Source organism: Brevibacterium sp. NPDC056726, assembly GCF_042790515.1.
Taxonomy (GTDB): Bacteria; Actinomycetota; Actinomycetes; order Actinomycetales; family Brevibacteriaceae; genus Brevibacterium; species Brevibacterium sanguinis.
Genome location: NZ_JBHTYZ010000003.1, coordinates 223,879 through 237,326 on the forward strand (window position 1 = coordinate 223,879; position 13,448 = coordinate 237,326).

A 13,448-nucleotide genomic window follows, 5' to 3' on the forward strand; every position below is an offset into this window, starting at 1 on the left:
GCCGAGGCGGCTGGCTCAGCTCAATCCGCCAGCCGGTTCACTTGAGGGCATCGGCGATCGCGGCGTTGAACGCGTCGAGATCGCCGGGGTTGCGGGAGGTGATGAGGTTGCCGTCGACGACGACCTCGGAATCGCTCCAGTCGGCTCCCGCGTTCTCCAGATCGACCTTCGTCGACTCGAACGACGTGAGCTTCCGGTCCTTCGCGAGGTCGGCCTGCGCGAGGATCCACGGGGCATGGCAGATCGCGGCCACCGGCTTGTCGGCGGCGAAGAACGCCTTGACGAGTGCGACGGCGTCCTCATCGGTGCGCAGGGTGTCGGCGTTGATCGTGCCGCCGGGCAGGACGAGCGCGTCGTAGTCGTCGGCGTTCGCCTCGGCGACGGGCACGTCGACGGTGAACGTGTCGCCGTGGTCCCAATCGTTCTCCATCGCCTGCAGGGTGTTCTCCGAGGGCGAGATGATCACGGTCGTCGCGCCCGCCTCATCGAGTGCCGTCCGCGGACTCGTCAGCTCGACTTGTTCGACGCCGTTGGTGAGCAGGAATGCGATCTTCTTGTCGGATACGGCCATGGTGGCTCTCCTTCTCTGGTGCACTGCTGTCGGACACGGGCCGGCGCGATGCCGGTCGACCCGAAGGCTGCGCTTTGACGCAACTCGGGTTGTCTCCATTCAACAGCCTGACCCTGGGAGAACATTCCGAACATCGGCCGGCGGGTCAGGGCAGATGATCCGCGGCGTCCTGGTCAGAGCGTGGGGACCGCGCCGGTCGGGGCGGGGGCGCGAGATCCGCGGGGTCCCGGTCAGGGCGGGGGATCGCCGAGGCGGACGATCGCCTCAGCGGAGGCGGCGACAGCGTCGTCGACCCAGTCGGGGATCGCCGTGCCGATGAAGGGGCGGACGATGCCGTAGGGGGCCAGGCGCGTTCCCATCGAGAGGAGTTCGCGCCGGTGGGGCGTCGGGTCGCCGAAGCGCCGGGCGAGGAGGCCGTCCATCGCCGCGTCGATGTCGTCGTTGATGTGCGCGGCGTCGTCGCGGACGCCGAGCGGGCCCTCGGCGGCGAGTGCCGACTGACGGAAGAGGAGCATCGAACGCGCCTCCTCGGGGTGAGCGCGGCAGAACGCCGGGATGTGGCGCGCCGCGGCCCGTACGGCCTCGTGCGGATCGTCGAGGTCGTACGCGGCGAGGAGGCCGACGTGGAAGCGGCCGATCGAACGCAGCCAGAGGCGGGCGAAGACATCGTCACGGGAGGGGAAGCGGTGATAGATCGATCCCGTCGGGCCGCCGATGCTCCGGGCGACGTCGGCGATCGTCGCCCGGGGGCCGCTGACGGAGAGCGCATGAGCGGCTCCGTCGAGGATGTCGTCATCGGAGAAGCGCGCAGGTCTTGCCATGGCACCCGATCATAGCTAGTTTTAGAGCATGAGTTTTAGAACGAAGGATTTAAAACCGGCGAGGCGGGAGGCGGAGGACGGGGAGCCAGAAGGCAGGCGGTCAGGCAACCGGGAGCCGCAGAGCCGAGAGCCACGGAACCGAGAGCCGCAGAACCGAGAGATCCCCCGCTGGGCGCTCATCGCCGGCTGGGGCGCGCTCGTGCTCCCGCTGCCGAGCGTGGCTTGGCGGATCGCGCTGCTCGCCGGTCTCGATGTGGGATTCGGCCTCGCGGACGAGGTGCGGTTCTCCGCTGGCGGCGTCGTCTACGTCCTCGGCCTCGAGGTGCTCACGCTGCTCGTCGCCGTGGCGGGCTTCGGACTCATCCGGCCGTGGGGCGAGGTCGTTCCGCGGTGGGTGCCCCGCCTCGGCGGGAGGACGATCCCACCCCTGGTGCCGCTCATCGTCGGCGGCATCGGCACCGTGGTCCTGCTCGGGCTTATCGGGTCCGTGCTCGTGAAGTTCGTCCTCGCCTGGACCGGGGTCGTCCCCGGCTGGACGCCCGATGTGGGGATGAGTGCGGGGGAGCGGGCCGTCCTGCTGGCCTGCTACATCCCGTTCTTCGTCTGGCCCGTCGCGATCGCTGTCGCGCTTATCGGCTACGGGCGCAGACGCCTCGGGGCCCGGTCCGCGCGCGTGTCTGCGGACCGGACCCCGGGGTCGGCCGTCACTGTGTGAGGTAGTCCGTCTGCTCTGCGGTGAAGGGCTTCGGCTCCATCCGCAGCAGCACCTTCCCGACGGGGTGGCCGCCGGTGAGGAACCCGTAGGCGGCGCGGACGTCGTCGAGGTCGAACACCCCGCCGATGGGCACGACGACGTGGCCGTAGGCGATCGCCATCGCCAGCCAGGGGAGGTCGTCGCGGCGGGCCTTCGCCTGGCCGTCGGTGTGGACGCCGTACTTATCGGCGACCTGCGGGCCGGCGGCGATCGAGTTGATCCGCGCGGCGGGAACGCCGAGGCCGAGGAGCATCTCGATCTCATCCTCGCCGCGCGTCGAATACGCGGCCTGGATGCCGTCCGGGGCGGCTTCGCGCAGACGCTCCTCGAGCTCGGGACCGTATTCGACGGCGTCGATGCCGAGTCCGTCGAGCAGCTGGACGTTGCCGGGGCTCGTCGTGCCGATGACACGGGCGCCGAGGCCGAGGGCGAGCTGGGCGGCGATGATGCCGACCCCGCCCGAGGCGCCGGAGACGAAGATCGTCTCGCCGGCCTGCGGGGCGATCGCGCGGATGCCGGCGACCGCGGTGCTCCCGGCGACGTTGAGGCCGCCGGCGACATCGGTGCCCAGTCCCTTGGGGATCTTGTTGAGATGCTTGGCGGGATCCTTGACGAGGACGTAGTCGGCCTCCGACTGGTTGGGGACGCCGCCGAAGACGAGGTCGCCGGGGGAGAAGTCCTCGACGCCGTCGCCCACCTCGGCGACGACACCGGAGAAGTCCATGCCGAGGCCGCGAGTGCCGCTGCCGGACCCGAAGCTTCCCGAGAGGATCGCGAGGTCGACCGGGTTGAGGCCGGCGAAGCGGACCTGGACGCTCACCTGTCCCGGGCCGACCGTGGGGGACTCGACGTCGACGACCTCGAGTTCGTCGGTCGTGCCGTGATTGTCGTACTGGACGCGCTTGGTCATGCTGCACTCCTCAAATGGTGGGAATCGCTCGCGGTCGGGACCGTGGCGCAGGCTGAGCCCTGCACTGTCATCAACGACGCACACGCGGGTCGCATTCCCGGGACGCGGGCCTACCCTGGGAGGTGGGAAGGGGCAGATCGGGCTCGCCGAGGTGGTCCGGCGCTCCCGTGATCGGAGGAGGAGCCAGCGATGGCCAAGTACCAGATCTTCAAGCACTACCGGGGGACGCCGGAGTACATCGACTTCGTGCCCATGGACCAGTGGACGCCCGCTGAGGTCGACGCGCACGTCCAGTACATGAACGATTTCGCCGATCGGCTGCGCGAGTCCGGCGAATTCGTCGACTCGGCGGCGCTGTCGCCGGACGGCGCCTTCGTCCGGGCGTCGGGGCCGGACCTCTCCCCGGAGGTCAGGTCGCCGTTCCCCGATTCGAAGGACCTCGTCGCCGGGTGGATGATCATCGACGTCGCCGACTGGGATCGCGCGCTCGCGCTCGCCGCCGAACTCTCCGCGGCCCCCGGCTTCCAGGGTGCCCCGATCAACGAATGGCTCGAGGTCCGGCCCTACCTCGGCGACGACGCGCACTGACGGTTTGACGACGCGCGCTGACGGTGCGACGCCGGTGCGACGACGCGGAGTGACGGTGCGACGACGCGCGGCGAACACGCGATGTGGGGCAGAATGAGGGTGCGCGGCAATGGGAACGACAGCGAGGGGACGAGCATGGTCGAGGCGACGGTGGCTGGTGTCAGGGCGGAGCTCGCCGAGCTCGAGGACCCCAAGGCTCGTGCGGTCAATGAACGGCACGGCGACGACCACGGGGTCAACCTCACGAAGCTGCGCGGCATCGCGAAGGAGCTGAAGAAGAACGACGACCTCGCCCGGCAGCTGTGGGCGACCGGGGACACCGCCGCCCGCCTCGTCGCGATCCTCATCATGCGTCCGCGCAGCTGGGACGCGGCCGAGCTCGACGCGATGCTCCGGGAGTCGCGGGTGCCGAAGGTCCACGGGTGGCTCGTCAACTACATCGTCAAGAAGTCGAAGCACGCCGAGGCGCTGCGGACGACGTGGATGGCCGACCCCGATCCGGTTGTCGCCTCGGCCGGATGGGCTCTGACCTCGGAGAGGGTGGCGAAGGATCCCGAGGGCCTCGATCTGCCAGGCCTCCTCGACGTCATCGACGCCGAGATGAAGGAGGCACCCGAACGCCTGCAGTGGGCGATGAACGAGACGCTGGCGTCGATCGGCATCGAGAACCCCGAGCTCAGGGACCGTGCGCTCGAGATCGGCGAGCGCCTCGAGGTGCTCAAGGACTATCCGACGCCGCCGAACTGCACCTCGCCGTTCGCCCCGATCTGGATCACGGAGATCGTCCGCCGCCGCGCCGAGGGGAAGTGACGGCCGGCGCGACGATCGGGCGGACCGGCGACCGGACGACCAGCGTCTGACCGGCGCGGCCTCAGCGTCCGCTGGCGAGTTCGCGCAGCGCCTCGACGTGACCGTCGAGGCGGGCGGCGCCGTCCTTCGTGATCGAGACCCAGGTCCGCGGCCGTTTGCCGACGTAGCCCTTCGCGACCTCGACGAGACCGGCCTTCTCCAGTGCCGTGATGTGTCGGGAGAGCACGGAATCCGAGACTCCGAGCGAATCGCGCAGCAGCTTGAACTCCGCGCGATCGCGGTTCTTCAGGCTGGCGACGAGTCCGAGCCGGGTCGGGTTCCCGAGGTCCGGATCGATCCGGGAGAGGGTCTCGCCGAGGTGGGGGATCGTCTCCTCGGGCGCGGACTCCGAATCGGCTCCCGTGCCGTCGGTGGGGGCGGTGGAGGGGGTCATCGTGGTCTCCTCATTCGTCTCTGCGCGCCTCACCGGCGCAGTCCGATGAGAGCACCGAGGATGCCTGCGACCCAGACGACTCCGGCGGCGGCGACCGTCACCCACGATCCCGCGGTGAGGCTGTCGGCGATCACCCCGGCGATGAAGGCGAGGACGATGACCGGCAGCCAGGTCAGCAGCAGGAGCGTCGACCGGCGGCTCCAGCTCAGGGCGGAGACGAGGTAGACGACGAGCGCGGCGGCGAGCCACGCGGCGCTCGCCCCGAGGAGGGTGAGCTGGGTCGTCGAATCGTCGATGAGCGCCATTCCGACGAGCCCGATCGAGGCCGCGGCGCTGATGACGAGGAGGAAGAGGACGAGCGGCCACGCATCGGTGCTGCGGGCCTGCTTCTGCGTCGAATCGATCTGGGCGAGGAGGTCGGTGGCTTGCTGCGGGGTGGGCGTGGTCATGGCTGCTCCTTCGATGCGATTGCGGATCCGCCGAGGCGGCCGATCCAACGAGATGACCGTTGACTTCCGGTGGAAGTGATTTCACCCTACCAACTACTTTCTATATTGGAAAGTAGTTTCTCGGAGCAATCTCAGAGCGTCGAGGCGGCCACCGTCGCGGCGAGCTCCGTCGCGGTCTCGAGATGCTCCTCGTCGACCGCGCCGGTGAGGACGAGCGGATCGAAGACGAGCGACCATCCCAGCCCGGTCGTGATCTGCGTCATCGCGGTCTCCGCGCCGGTCGTGTCATAGCCGCCGTGTATCCAGTAGGAGAACGGCCGACCAGCCGTGGGCTCGCGCACCGCGTCGTACGTGGTGTCGAAGAAGTGCTTGAGCGCCCCGGAGATGTAGCCGAAGTTCGCTGTCGTCCCGAGCACGTAGGCGTCGGCGGCGAGCACGTCGTCGACGGTGGCCTCGAGGGCGGGTCTGACGGTGACGTCGATGTCGCCGAGCTCGGGCAGGCGCAGTCCGGCCTCGGCCGCCTCGGCGATTCTCTGCGTCGATGGTGACGGTGAGTGATGAACGAGCAGTACGCTGACCATACGGCCACGATAGACGCAGTCGATGGGGACTGGGGAGAGAGAATGAGCAAGGAGACCGAGGAGACCATGGCAGTCATCGTCGATCCGCTGCGCGGGCGCACCCGTCCGGTGGCCAGCCATACCGACTCCGAGATCATCGACGTCCTCACCACGGGGTACGACCCGAGCGACTGGGCGGTGCTCACCGGGGCGGGGATGAGCACGGATTCGGGAATCCCGGATTACCGCGGCCCCGATGCCGCGCCCCGCCGGCCGATGACGATCCAGAACTTCCTCTCCTCGCCCGAGCAGCGTGCTCGGTACTGGGCGCGGTCCTGGGTGGGCTGGCCGCGGATGGAGTGGGCGGATCCCAACCCCGGTCACCTCGCGCTCGCCCGTCTGCCGGTCGCCGGCATCATCACTCAGAACGTCGACGGGCTCCACCAGACCGCGGCGCGGGAGGTCGGCAGCCGGAGTCCCGTCATCGACCTCCACGGCAGCCTCGACCGAGTCGTGTGTCTGAAGACCGGCCACACCTTCGACCGCGACTGGGTGCAGGACGAGCTCACCGCCCTCAACCGCGATTTCATCGCGCTCACCGGCATCGATCCGATCGACGTCGAGACCGCACCCGACGGCGACGTCGACCTCGAGGAGACCGCGCACTTCCGGGTCCTCGACTGTCCGATCTGCGGCGGACTCCTCAAGCCCGATGTCGTCTACTTCGGCGACGCCGTCCCGCCCGATCGCGTTGCCGAGGCGAATCGGATCTCTGATTCGGCGGCGGGTCTCCTTGTTCTCGGATCGTCGCTCGCGGTGCTCTCGGGGCTGCGCTTCGTGCGGTCGGCGGCGAAGGAGGGCAAGCCGGTCGTCATCGTCACCGACGGCCCCACCAGGGGAGATGACCTTGCCGATTACCGGTCGATCTCCCGGGTCACCGACTTCGTCAGAGAGTGGGCGTCCAGAGAAATCCAATGAGGCAATGACAGACTGCCACCATGACCAGTCTTGCTCGCGCAGAACGACTGCGCCTCGTTGCCGCTGCCCGCGCCGCCGGTGAGGACGCGCCCACCCTCTGTGAGGGGTGGACGACCAGGGACCTCGCCACCCACCTCGTCATCCGCGAACGCGAACCCGTCGCGGCCATGGGGATCATGGTCCCCGCGTTCGAGGGCAGGCTCGAGGACAAGGAGCGCGACTACGCGTCGATGCCGTACTCCGAGCTGCTCGGCCTCGTCGCCGCCCCACCGAAGTGGACCCCGGGAGCGTGGCCCGGCGTCGGCTCGGTGATGAACACGACCGAATACCTCGTCCACCATGAGGACATCCGCCGTGCCGAACTCGAATGGTTCCCCCGCCGCCTCTCCCGGAAGGACAACGCGACCGTGTGGGCCCAAGCCCGGTTCGCGCTCCTGCCCTACGCGGCGAAGGCGAAGGGCCGCACCGTCATCGTCAGTCCCGGCTTCGGCACCCACGCCGCCGGCCGCGGAGAGACGACGACCGTGACCGGCGAACCCGTCGAGGTCCTCCTCTGGCTCCTCGGCCGCACCGACCACGCCCTCGTCGACGTGCGCTGAGACCCGCCGAGGCGGGGCGAAATGCCGGTGTTGACCGCCCGCCGAGGTGGTGCCGGGCGCCCGCCGAGGAGGTGTCGGGCGCGCGCAGAGGAGAGGCCGGGCGCCCGCCCGATGAGCCTGTCGGATGCGACCGGGGGAAAACCCCCGCCGAGGTCGACGGATAGGTCCCTTTCCCCTCACCGGTCCGGTTCCTAGGCTGAAGCCATCAGCCTGGAGTTCGGACCACACGAGAGAGGCACCGCGATGAGCACACCGGTCGCACCCCAACCCGACAATCGATTCGACCCGACCGGAACAGGCCAGCTGGGAGCCCGGCCGGACGTGACCGATCCCGACCGGCAGTCGGCCTACCCGCAGCGGCCCGACGCACCCCGGTCGTACGCCCAGGGGCCCTACGCCCAGCCGCATGCCGATCAGCCCTATCCCGATGAGCCCTACGCTGATCGGCTCTACCCGGCCCAGCGAGCGGCAGAGGATCCGGGCAAAGTGCTCGGCATCATCTCGCTCGTCGCGACCCTGTCGACGTTCATCGGCTTCAACTTCATCGGCCCGGCCATCGGCATCGTCACCGGGTACATGGCCCGTCGCGCCTCGAAGGAGGCGGGCTTCGGCGACAACGAGTTCGGCAAGTGGGGCTTCATCCTCGGCCTCGTCTTCATCGGCATCGCCGTCGTCGGCGGCTTCCTCGGCGTCTCGCTCAGCGTGCTCGCCGCGATGATGTCGTAGCCGCGATGATGTCCTAGCCGCGACCGCAGCAGAGGGCCCGCGCCCGGTCACCCCGACCGCGCGCGGGCCCTCTGCCGTGCTCAGCACCCGACCTTGCACTCAGTACCCGACCCAGGCTCCGCGCTCCTGGTCGAGGACCTTCGGGTGGAGGAGGGTCGAGGCTTCGACGTTCCTCACCGACGCACGGTCGCGGTCGGGCGGGAACGTCGTCGAGGCGCTGAGCACCTCGGGGGTGACGAACCTCAGATCCGTCGGCGCATCCGGCGCCAGGGCGACGATCGGACCGGTGCCGCCGTCGGTCCCCGCCGGAGTGCCGCTGCTGCCGGCATCCCCGGGAGCCGCGGCGAGGAAGTAGCCCCAGTCGCCGAAGCTCGGGACATCGACGTGGTACGGCGTCGTCGCCAGTCCCGCCTCGGTGACGGCCTGCCCGATTCCCCAGTACGCCTCCGGGGCGAAGTACGGGGAGCCCGCCTGGACGACGAGACGGGCCCCGGGGGCCATGACCTGCCTGATGAGCCCGTAGAACTCGACGCTGTAGAGCTTCGAGGTGGCGACGTCATCGGGGTCGGGCAGATCGGCGATGACGGCGTCGTAGGCCGGGTGCTCGGTCTCCCGCAGCCACGTGAACGCATCGGCGGCGACCGTCGTCACCCGCGGATCGTCGAGCGAGTTCTCATTCGAGGCCGTGAAGTGGGGCGAGGTGCGGGCGAGGTCGACGACGCGGGGATCGAGGTCGACGAGGGTGACGGTTTCGACGTCGGGGTACTTGAGGATCTCCCGCACGGCGAGCCCGTCGCCGCCGCCGAGGACGAGGACATTGCCGCGGGGCCCGTTCATCAGCGGATGGACGAGGGACTCGTGGTACCGGTACTCGTCGACCGAGGCGAACTGCAGGTCCCCGTTGAGATAGAGGCGGGTGTCACCGGTGCGCAGGGACTCGGTGACGACGATCTCCTGGTAGTCGGTGCGCTCGGAGACGACGATGGGGTCGCGGTAGAGGCGCTGCCGCGTCGTCACCTCGATGTCGTCGGTGAAGACCCACACGACGGTGAGGCCGCCGACGATGAGGACGAGGAGGCCGGCGAGCAGGACCCGGGTGCGGCGGGCCACCTCGGCGCGGAAGAGCCAGAGGACGATGAGGATGCCGACGACGGTGTTGGTGATGCCGACCGCGAGCGCCCCCTTCGTCAGCCCGAAGAGGGGGAGGAGGACGAACGGGAAGGCGAGTCCGCCGACGAGGCCCCCGACGTAGTCGGCGGCGAAGAGATCGGCGACGGCGCTCGAGGCCCGCTGCGCCCGGATGCGCTGGACGAGCTCCATGAGCAGGGGGATCTCCGCGCCGATGAGCGCTCCGATGAGGAACGCGAGCCCGACCATCGCCACCGTGTAGACGTCGGCGAAGGCGAAGGCGAGGTAGAGGAGGATGACGGAGAGGCCGCCGATGATGCCGAGGGCGGCTTCGATGAGGGCGAACGCGACGGCGGCGAAGCGGGTGAGGCGCTTCGTCGCGAGCGACCCAATGCCCATCGCGAAGACCATGACGGCGAGCACGATCGAGGCCTGGACGATCGTGTCGCCGAGGAGGTAGGACCCGAGCGCGACGAGCGCGAGCTCGTAGACCATCCCGCAGCTCGCGCAGATGAAGACGGCGAGAAGGACGAAGAAGCGGGCAGGACCCGGTTGCAGCGGGAGCGTCAGCGGTGCCGGTGCGGTCGTGCTCAATGCGGTCGCATCCTGCGGGCAGCGCCCGTGCCGGGCCGGGCAGACGGTGGGGCAGGGGTCACAGGAGTGCGGCGGCCATGATGCCGGCGATGCCGATGTGCGCCGAGGCGTTGACCCACACCTCGGGGTGGAGCGTGGTCGCGTTGACGATCTCACCGCGCTTGCCCGGGGTGAGGGCGTCGATGAGGAGGAAGCTCGCGGCCATGAGGATGATGCCGATGATGCCGAAGAGCAGCGTCGTGACGATGCCGGCGCCGAGGTCGTCGGCGCTCGCGCGGATCGCGGCGATGACGATGATCGCGACACCGAGGAGGTCGGAGGCGACGAGGACGGCGGCGTTCGGCGACTTCTGCTCCCAGAGCACGACGTGGAGCTTGCCCGGGGTGAGGAGGTCGACGACGAAGTAGCCGATGAACATGAGGAGGATTCCGCTCGCGGCATACGCGAGGACGACCCCGGTCTCGTAGAGGAGCATGTCGAGGATCATGGCTGCCTTTCCTGGTGCTGTCGTCGCTGGTTCGGTCGCTGTCTGGTCATCTGGCCGAGGTGGTTCGACCGGCCGGGGCGGCGCCTCGGGGTCGTGCCGCTCCTCTGGGTCGTGCCGCTCATTTGCCCGACCCCGGTCCGCCGCCGCGGAAGTTCGAGCCGTCCCCGTAGTTCGACCCGGTTCCGCCCGAGCCGCCGCCGAAGAAGAACGGGAAGAAGAAGAATCCTCCGCCGCCGGAGCGGGAGGCGTCGCATCCGACGTAGTCGTAGTTGTCGCCGTTCTTCACGTAGTCGCCCTGGCCGGGGTTCTCCACGTACTGGTTGTCGACGAGGTCGTAGTCCCCGCAGTTCGCGCCGCCCGAACTGCTCCCGCAGCTCTGGAACATCATCGCGACGAGGAGGAGGACGACGACGAGTCCGATGACGGCGCCGCAGCCGAAGCGGCGCGGCTTCCTCCCCGAGCCCCCACCCGAGCTTCCGCCGCCCCGTCCACCGGGGCCATTGCCGAAGGGACCGTTGCCGACGGGGCCGTTGCCACCTGGTCCGCCGCCCCGTCCGCCGGGGCCGTTGTCGAAGGGCCCGCCTCCGAACCGGTTGCCGCGGTTGTGCTCGGCGTCGAAGTCGAAGGAGCCGCCGCCGGTGGAGATGTTCGGATTGTTCGACATCACCGCCCACCCCTCGCCGAGGCGGTCGCCGGCTCCGGTGCGCCCGTGAGCGCGGTCGTCGTGCGGACGATCTCCGCGTGCTGCGGGTAGACGTGCCACGTCTCCCACGCGAGGTGGCCCTGGCCGGCGGTCGTGAGCGCGAGTGCGGTGAGCGCATCGCGGTCACCGGGGAACCGGGCGATGACGTGACGGTCATGGGCGCGGACACGATCGTGCACCTCGGCGACGGACGTGCGGAACTCCGCCGGATGCGCCGTGCGGGTGCACCGGAACTCATGGCGGGTCAACCCGGCCCACGCACCACGGGTCCGCACCGGGGCATCCCAGCTCGGCAGGGCCGTGACGGTGGTCGGTGCTTGAGCCGGCACCTCGGCCGGCGGGCACGCGAAGGTTTCGATGAGGAGGTCACGGGCCGCGGTGGCGAGGATGACCTGATGCGAGGAGCCGATGACGTGGAGCTCGAGCCGCAGCCCCGCACCGGTGACGCCCGCCGGCTGAAGGTCGACGATCTCACTGGCCAGCGGCGCGATCCGCGGACGGTCCAGGGAGAACCGGAGGTCGTCGGCGCTCGTGTCGGCGAAGGGGACGTCGACGGTGACGTGAGGGGCGGTCAGGCTCATCAGCTGCTCGAGTAGATCGTGAAGGAGCCGACGGGGACGGGTTCGCCGGTGCTGACCTCCCAGCGGCCGTGGTCGAAGCGCTCGAACGCCAGCAGCTTCCCGTCGGGGGACTCGTAGTCGACGTAGTCGAGGCCGCCCTTCTCGTTGAGCCCCGTCGTGCCCTCGGAGCGGTAGGTGGCGGTGCCGTGTTCGACGAGGCTGTAGTCGGTGCCGTCGATCGTGATCGACTTCGACGTCGGTTCGATGTCGAGGTCGGGTCGGTCGCGCCAGCGCGAGACCTGGAGGTCGGGGTCGTGCTCGACGGTCAGCCACAGGCGGGTCGCGGAGTCGTCGGACTGGAAGAAGTGCTCAGCCCAGTCGTAGCCGCCCTCGGAGATCCGCAGGGTGCCGCGCACGAAGTACTTCTCATTGCCGAACTCGAGGAGGTCGCCGGCCTTGATCTGGGCGGGGTCGCCGCCGGTGTTCTGGTCGGCGGCGAAGGGGTCGCGCGGGGTGCTCGGGGCAGAGTTCCGCGCCTCGCGCTCCCTCTGCGCCTTCTTCGCCCGCGACCGCACGATGAGGATCGTGACGATGACGACGATGATGAAGACGACGATCATGATGATGACGTTGGAGGAGGACACGGTAGCCTGCTTCGCTTCGATAGCCGGTGCGGTCAGAGTCAGTCTAATCGACAACCGGGCTTTCGAGAGCGGTCATCGTGTCGGCGACGACGAAGCCGAGCTCTGCGTTGAGCGCGAGCATCGCCTCATTGTCCGTGGCCGTGTACGTCTGCAGCCAGCGGACCGCGGCGGCCTCCGGGAGGTCGTGGAGCTGGCGCAGGTTCGCGATCTTCAGCGCCCGCCCGATGCCGCGGCCGCGGTACGCGCGGTCGACGAGGGTGTCCTCCTGGACGGCGATCTCCGGGGCGTGCCGGGAGACCATGATCTCCGTGTACCCGACGGCCAGCGGCTCGTCCCCGGTCATCTCCGCCATCGAGCTGACGAGGACCCAGCCCTGTTCGTCCATCCGCTCCTCATGGCTGCGGATCGCGGCGACGTCGGCGTGGTGGTCGGTGCGGGTGAGAGCGCCGAGGGGGACGTCCTCGTCCATCTGCTTGCGCAGGGTCGCCCACGCCTCGACGAGCTCCTCGGGGCACATGCCGATCCACGAGACGATCGACCAGTCGGGGTCGGGGTGGACCTCGGTGGGATCGGCGGGACCGACGTCGGGGGCCGGAGCGGCTCGGGACTTGTAGCGGTTGGCGTCGGCGTCGAGATAGGCGGGCAGGTCGAGGAGCAGACGCTGCTCGGCGTTGCCGACGTGCATGCCGCGGGATTCGGCGAAGGCGATGCCGGCAGGCGAATAGGTCTCCGTCTGGACGATCGTCGCCGCGGAGTCGCGGAGGATCCCATCGACCGCCTCGGCGATCGTCGTGCCGTGGCCCTGCCGGCGGTGGGCGGGGAGGACGGCGAGTTCGACGAGGGCGGGGGAGTCGGAGACGAGGGTGATCTCCGCCCCGCCGATCGCCTCGTCGCCGAGGCGGGCGAGCAGGGCGATGTCGGTCCTGTCGTGGCGGGGGTGGGCGAACTGGACGAGCATCGACTCCTCGCTCTGCCACCACACGGCGGTTCGATCGTCCGTGTAGCCCTCGCGCATGATCGTCAGCCACTGCCTGAGACCGTCGGCGTCGTCGGCGTCGAGGCGGGTCACGATGAGCTCAGCCATGCAATGAGTGCATCATGTGACGCGTGCCATTGCAAGGGTTATCCCCGGT

18 protein-coding genes are annotated in these 13,448 nt (G+C 69.4%); 6 read left to right on the plus strand and 12 right to left on the minus strand.

From position 1 onward, the window contains the following. Window positions 1–37: 37 nt before the first annotated feature. The gene (locus ACFQ91_RS07310; RefSeq protein ID WP_198500638.1) at window positions 38–571 is read right to left on the minus strand and encodes a type 1 glutamine amidotransferase domain-containing protein; all 534 of its coding nucleotides are present in this window, start codon (window positions 569–571) and stop codon (window positions 38–40) included. A 230-nt stretch (window positions 572–801) separates the two neighbouring features. Then, window positions 802–1,392 (minus strand): TetR/AcrR family transcriptional regulator, encoded by a 591-nt coding sequence (locus tag ACFQ91_RS07315; protein WP_198500639.1) that lies wholly within the window; start codon window positions 1,390–1,392, stop codon window positions 802–804. Between the two features lie 28 nt (window positions 1,393–1,420). Between ACFQ91_RS07315 and ACFQ91_RS07320 the strand changes: the two genes are divergently transcribed. After that, window positions 1,421–2,107: a hypothetical protein gene (locus tag ACFQ91_RS07320; protein ID WP_198500640.1), complete on the plus strand. Its 687-nt coding sequence runs from the start codon at window positions 1,421–1,423 to the stop codon at window positions 2,105–2,107. Here the strand turns inward: ACFQ91_RS07320 and ACFQ91_RS07325 are convergent. Then, a complete protein-coding gene (locus tag ACFQ91_RS07325; protein WP_198500641.1) occupies window positions 2,097–3,056 on the minus strand; it encodes an NADP-dependent oxidoreductase in 960 nt (319 codons plus the stop codon). The genes ACFQ91_RS07320 and ACFQ91_RS07325 overlap by 11 nt on opposite strands. 189 nt (window positions 3,057–3,245) lie before the next feature. Between ACFQ91_RS07325 and ACFQ91_RS07330 the strand changes: the two genes are divergently transcribed. Further along, window positions 3,246–3,644 carry a YciI family protein gene (locus ACFQ91_RS07330; RefSeq protein ID WP_198500642.1) on the plus strand — a complete coding sequence of 133 codons (399 nt, stop codon included), beginning with the start codon at window positions 3,246–3,248 and terminating at the stop codon, window positions 3,642–3,644. A gap of 135 nt (window positions 3,645–3,779) precedes the next feature. After that, window positions 3,780–4,454: a DNA alkylation repair protein gene (locus ACFQ91_RS07335; RefSeq protein WP_140955552.1), complete on the plus strand. Its 675-nt coding sequence runs from the start codon at window positions 3,780–3,782 to the stop codon at window positions 4,452–4,454. Window positions 4,455–4,515: 61 nt separating this feature from the next. Here the strand turns inward: ACFQ91_RS07335 and ACFQ91_RS07340 are convergent, their stop codons facing one another. The 3 genes from ACFQ91_RS07340 to ACFQ91_RS07350 all read right to left on the minus strand — a co-directional run bounded on the left by ACFQ91_RS07340 (window position 4,516) and on the right by ACFQ91_RS07350 (window position 5,917). Next, the gene (locus ACFQ91_RS07340; RefSeq protein WP_198500643.1) at window positions 4,516–4,887 is read right to left on the minus strand and encodes a transcriptional regulator; all 372 of its coding nucleotides are present in this window, start codon (window positions 4,885–4,887) and stop codon (window positions 4,516–4,518) included. Window positions 4,888–4,916: 29 nt separating this feature from the next. Further along, window positions 4,917–5,336, minus strand: coding sequence for a hypothetical protein (locus tag ACFQ91_RS07345; protein ID WP_198500644.1), 420 nt, complete (start codon window positions 5,334–5,336; stop codon window positions 4,917–4,919). Window positions 5,337–5,467: 131 nt separating this feature from the next. Then, window positions 5,468–5,917: a flavodoxin family protein gene (locus ACFQ91_RS07350; protein ID WP_198500645.1), complete on the minus strand. Its 450-nt coding sequence runs from the start codon at window positions 5,915–5,917 to the stop codon at window positions 5,468–5,470. 42 nt (window positions 5,918–5,959) lie between these two features. Here ACFQ91_RS07350 and ACFQ91_RS07355 point away from each other — a divergent pair, with 42 nt between their 5' ends. The 3 genes from ACFQ91_RS07355 to ACFQ91_RS07365 all read left to right on the plus strand — a co-directional run bounded on the left by ACFQ91_RS07355 (window position 5,960) and on the right by ACFQ91_RS07365 (window position 8,199). Beyond that, on the plus strand, window positions 5,960–6,874 hold the full coding sequence (locus ACFQ91_RS07355) for a Sir2 family NAD-dependent protein deacetylase (protein WP_232623845.1): 915 nt from the start codon (window positions 5,960–5,962) through the stop codon (window positions 6,872–6,874). A gap of 20 nt (window positions 6,875–6,894) precedes the next feature. Further along, window positions 6,895–7,473 carry a TIGR03085 family metal-binding protein gene (locus tag ACFQ91_RS07360; protein WP_140955476.1) on the plus strand — a complete coding sequence of 193 codons (579 nt, stop codon included), beginning with the start codon at window positions 6,895–6,897 and terminating at the stop codon, window positions 7,471–7,473. A 321-nt stretch (window positions 7,474–7,794) separates the two neighbouring features. Beyond that, complete coding sequence (locus tag ACFQ91_RS07365; protein ID WP_376871777.1) at window positions 7,795–8,199, plus strand: hypothetical protein; 405 nt, start codon at window positions 7,795–7,797, stop codon at window positions 8,197–8,199. A 99-nt stretch (window positions 8,200–8,298) separates the two neighbouring features. Here ACFQ91_RS07365 and ACFQ91_RS07370 read toward each other — a convergent pair whose 3' ends face one another. From ACFQ91_RS07370 to ACFQ91_RS07395, 6 genes are all read right to left on the minus strand, one after another. Beyond that, window positions 8,299–9,921, minus strand: coding sequence for a polyamine aminopropyltransferase (locus ACFQ91_RS07370; RefSeq protein WP_198500647.1), 1,623 nt, complete (start codon window positions 9,919–9,921; stop codon window positions 8,299–8,301). Between the two features lie 58 nt (window positions 9,922–9,979). Further along, a complete protein-coding gene (locus tag ACFQ91_RS07375; RefSeq protein WP_198500648.1) occupies window positions 9,980–10,408 on the minus strand; it encodes a DUF350 domain-containing protein in 429 nt (142 codons plus the stop codon). A gap of 118 nt (window positions 10,409–10,526) precedes the next feature. Continuing rightward, complete coding sequence (locus ACFQ91_RS07380) at window positions 10,527–11,072, minus strand: hypothetical protein (protein ID WP_198500649.1); 546 nt, start codon at window positions 11,070–11,072, stop codon at window positions 10,527–10,529. Next, a complete protein-coding gene (locus ACFQ91_RS07385; RefSeq protein ID WP_198500650.1) occupies window positions 11,072–11,692 on the minus strand; it encodes a DUF2617 family protein in 621 nt (206 codons plus the stop codon). The genes ACFQ91_RS07380 and ACFQ91_RS07385 overlap by 1 nt, the downstream gene beginning before the upstream one ends. After that, on the minus strand, window positions 11,692–12,315 hold the full coding sequence (locus tag ACFQ91_RS07390) for a DUF4178 domain-containing protein (RefSeq protein ID WP_232623846.1): 624 nt from the start codon (window positions 12,313–12,315) through the stop codon (window positions 11,692–11,694). Before ACFQ91_RS07390 ends, ACFQ91_RS07385 begins: the two co-directional genes overlap by 1 nt. Before the next feature lie 43 nt (window positions 12,316–12,358). Next, window positions 12,359–13,399 carry a GNAT family N-acetyltransferase gene (locus ACFQ91_RS07395; RefSeq protein ID WP_198500651.1) on the minus strand — a complete coding sequence of 347 codons (1,041 nt, stop codon included), beginning with the start codon at window positions 13,397–13,399 and terminating at the stop codon, window positions 12,359–12,361. Between the last annotated feature and the right edge of the window lie 49 nt (window positions 13,400–13,448).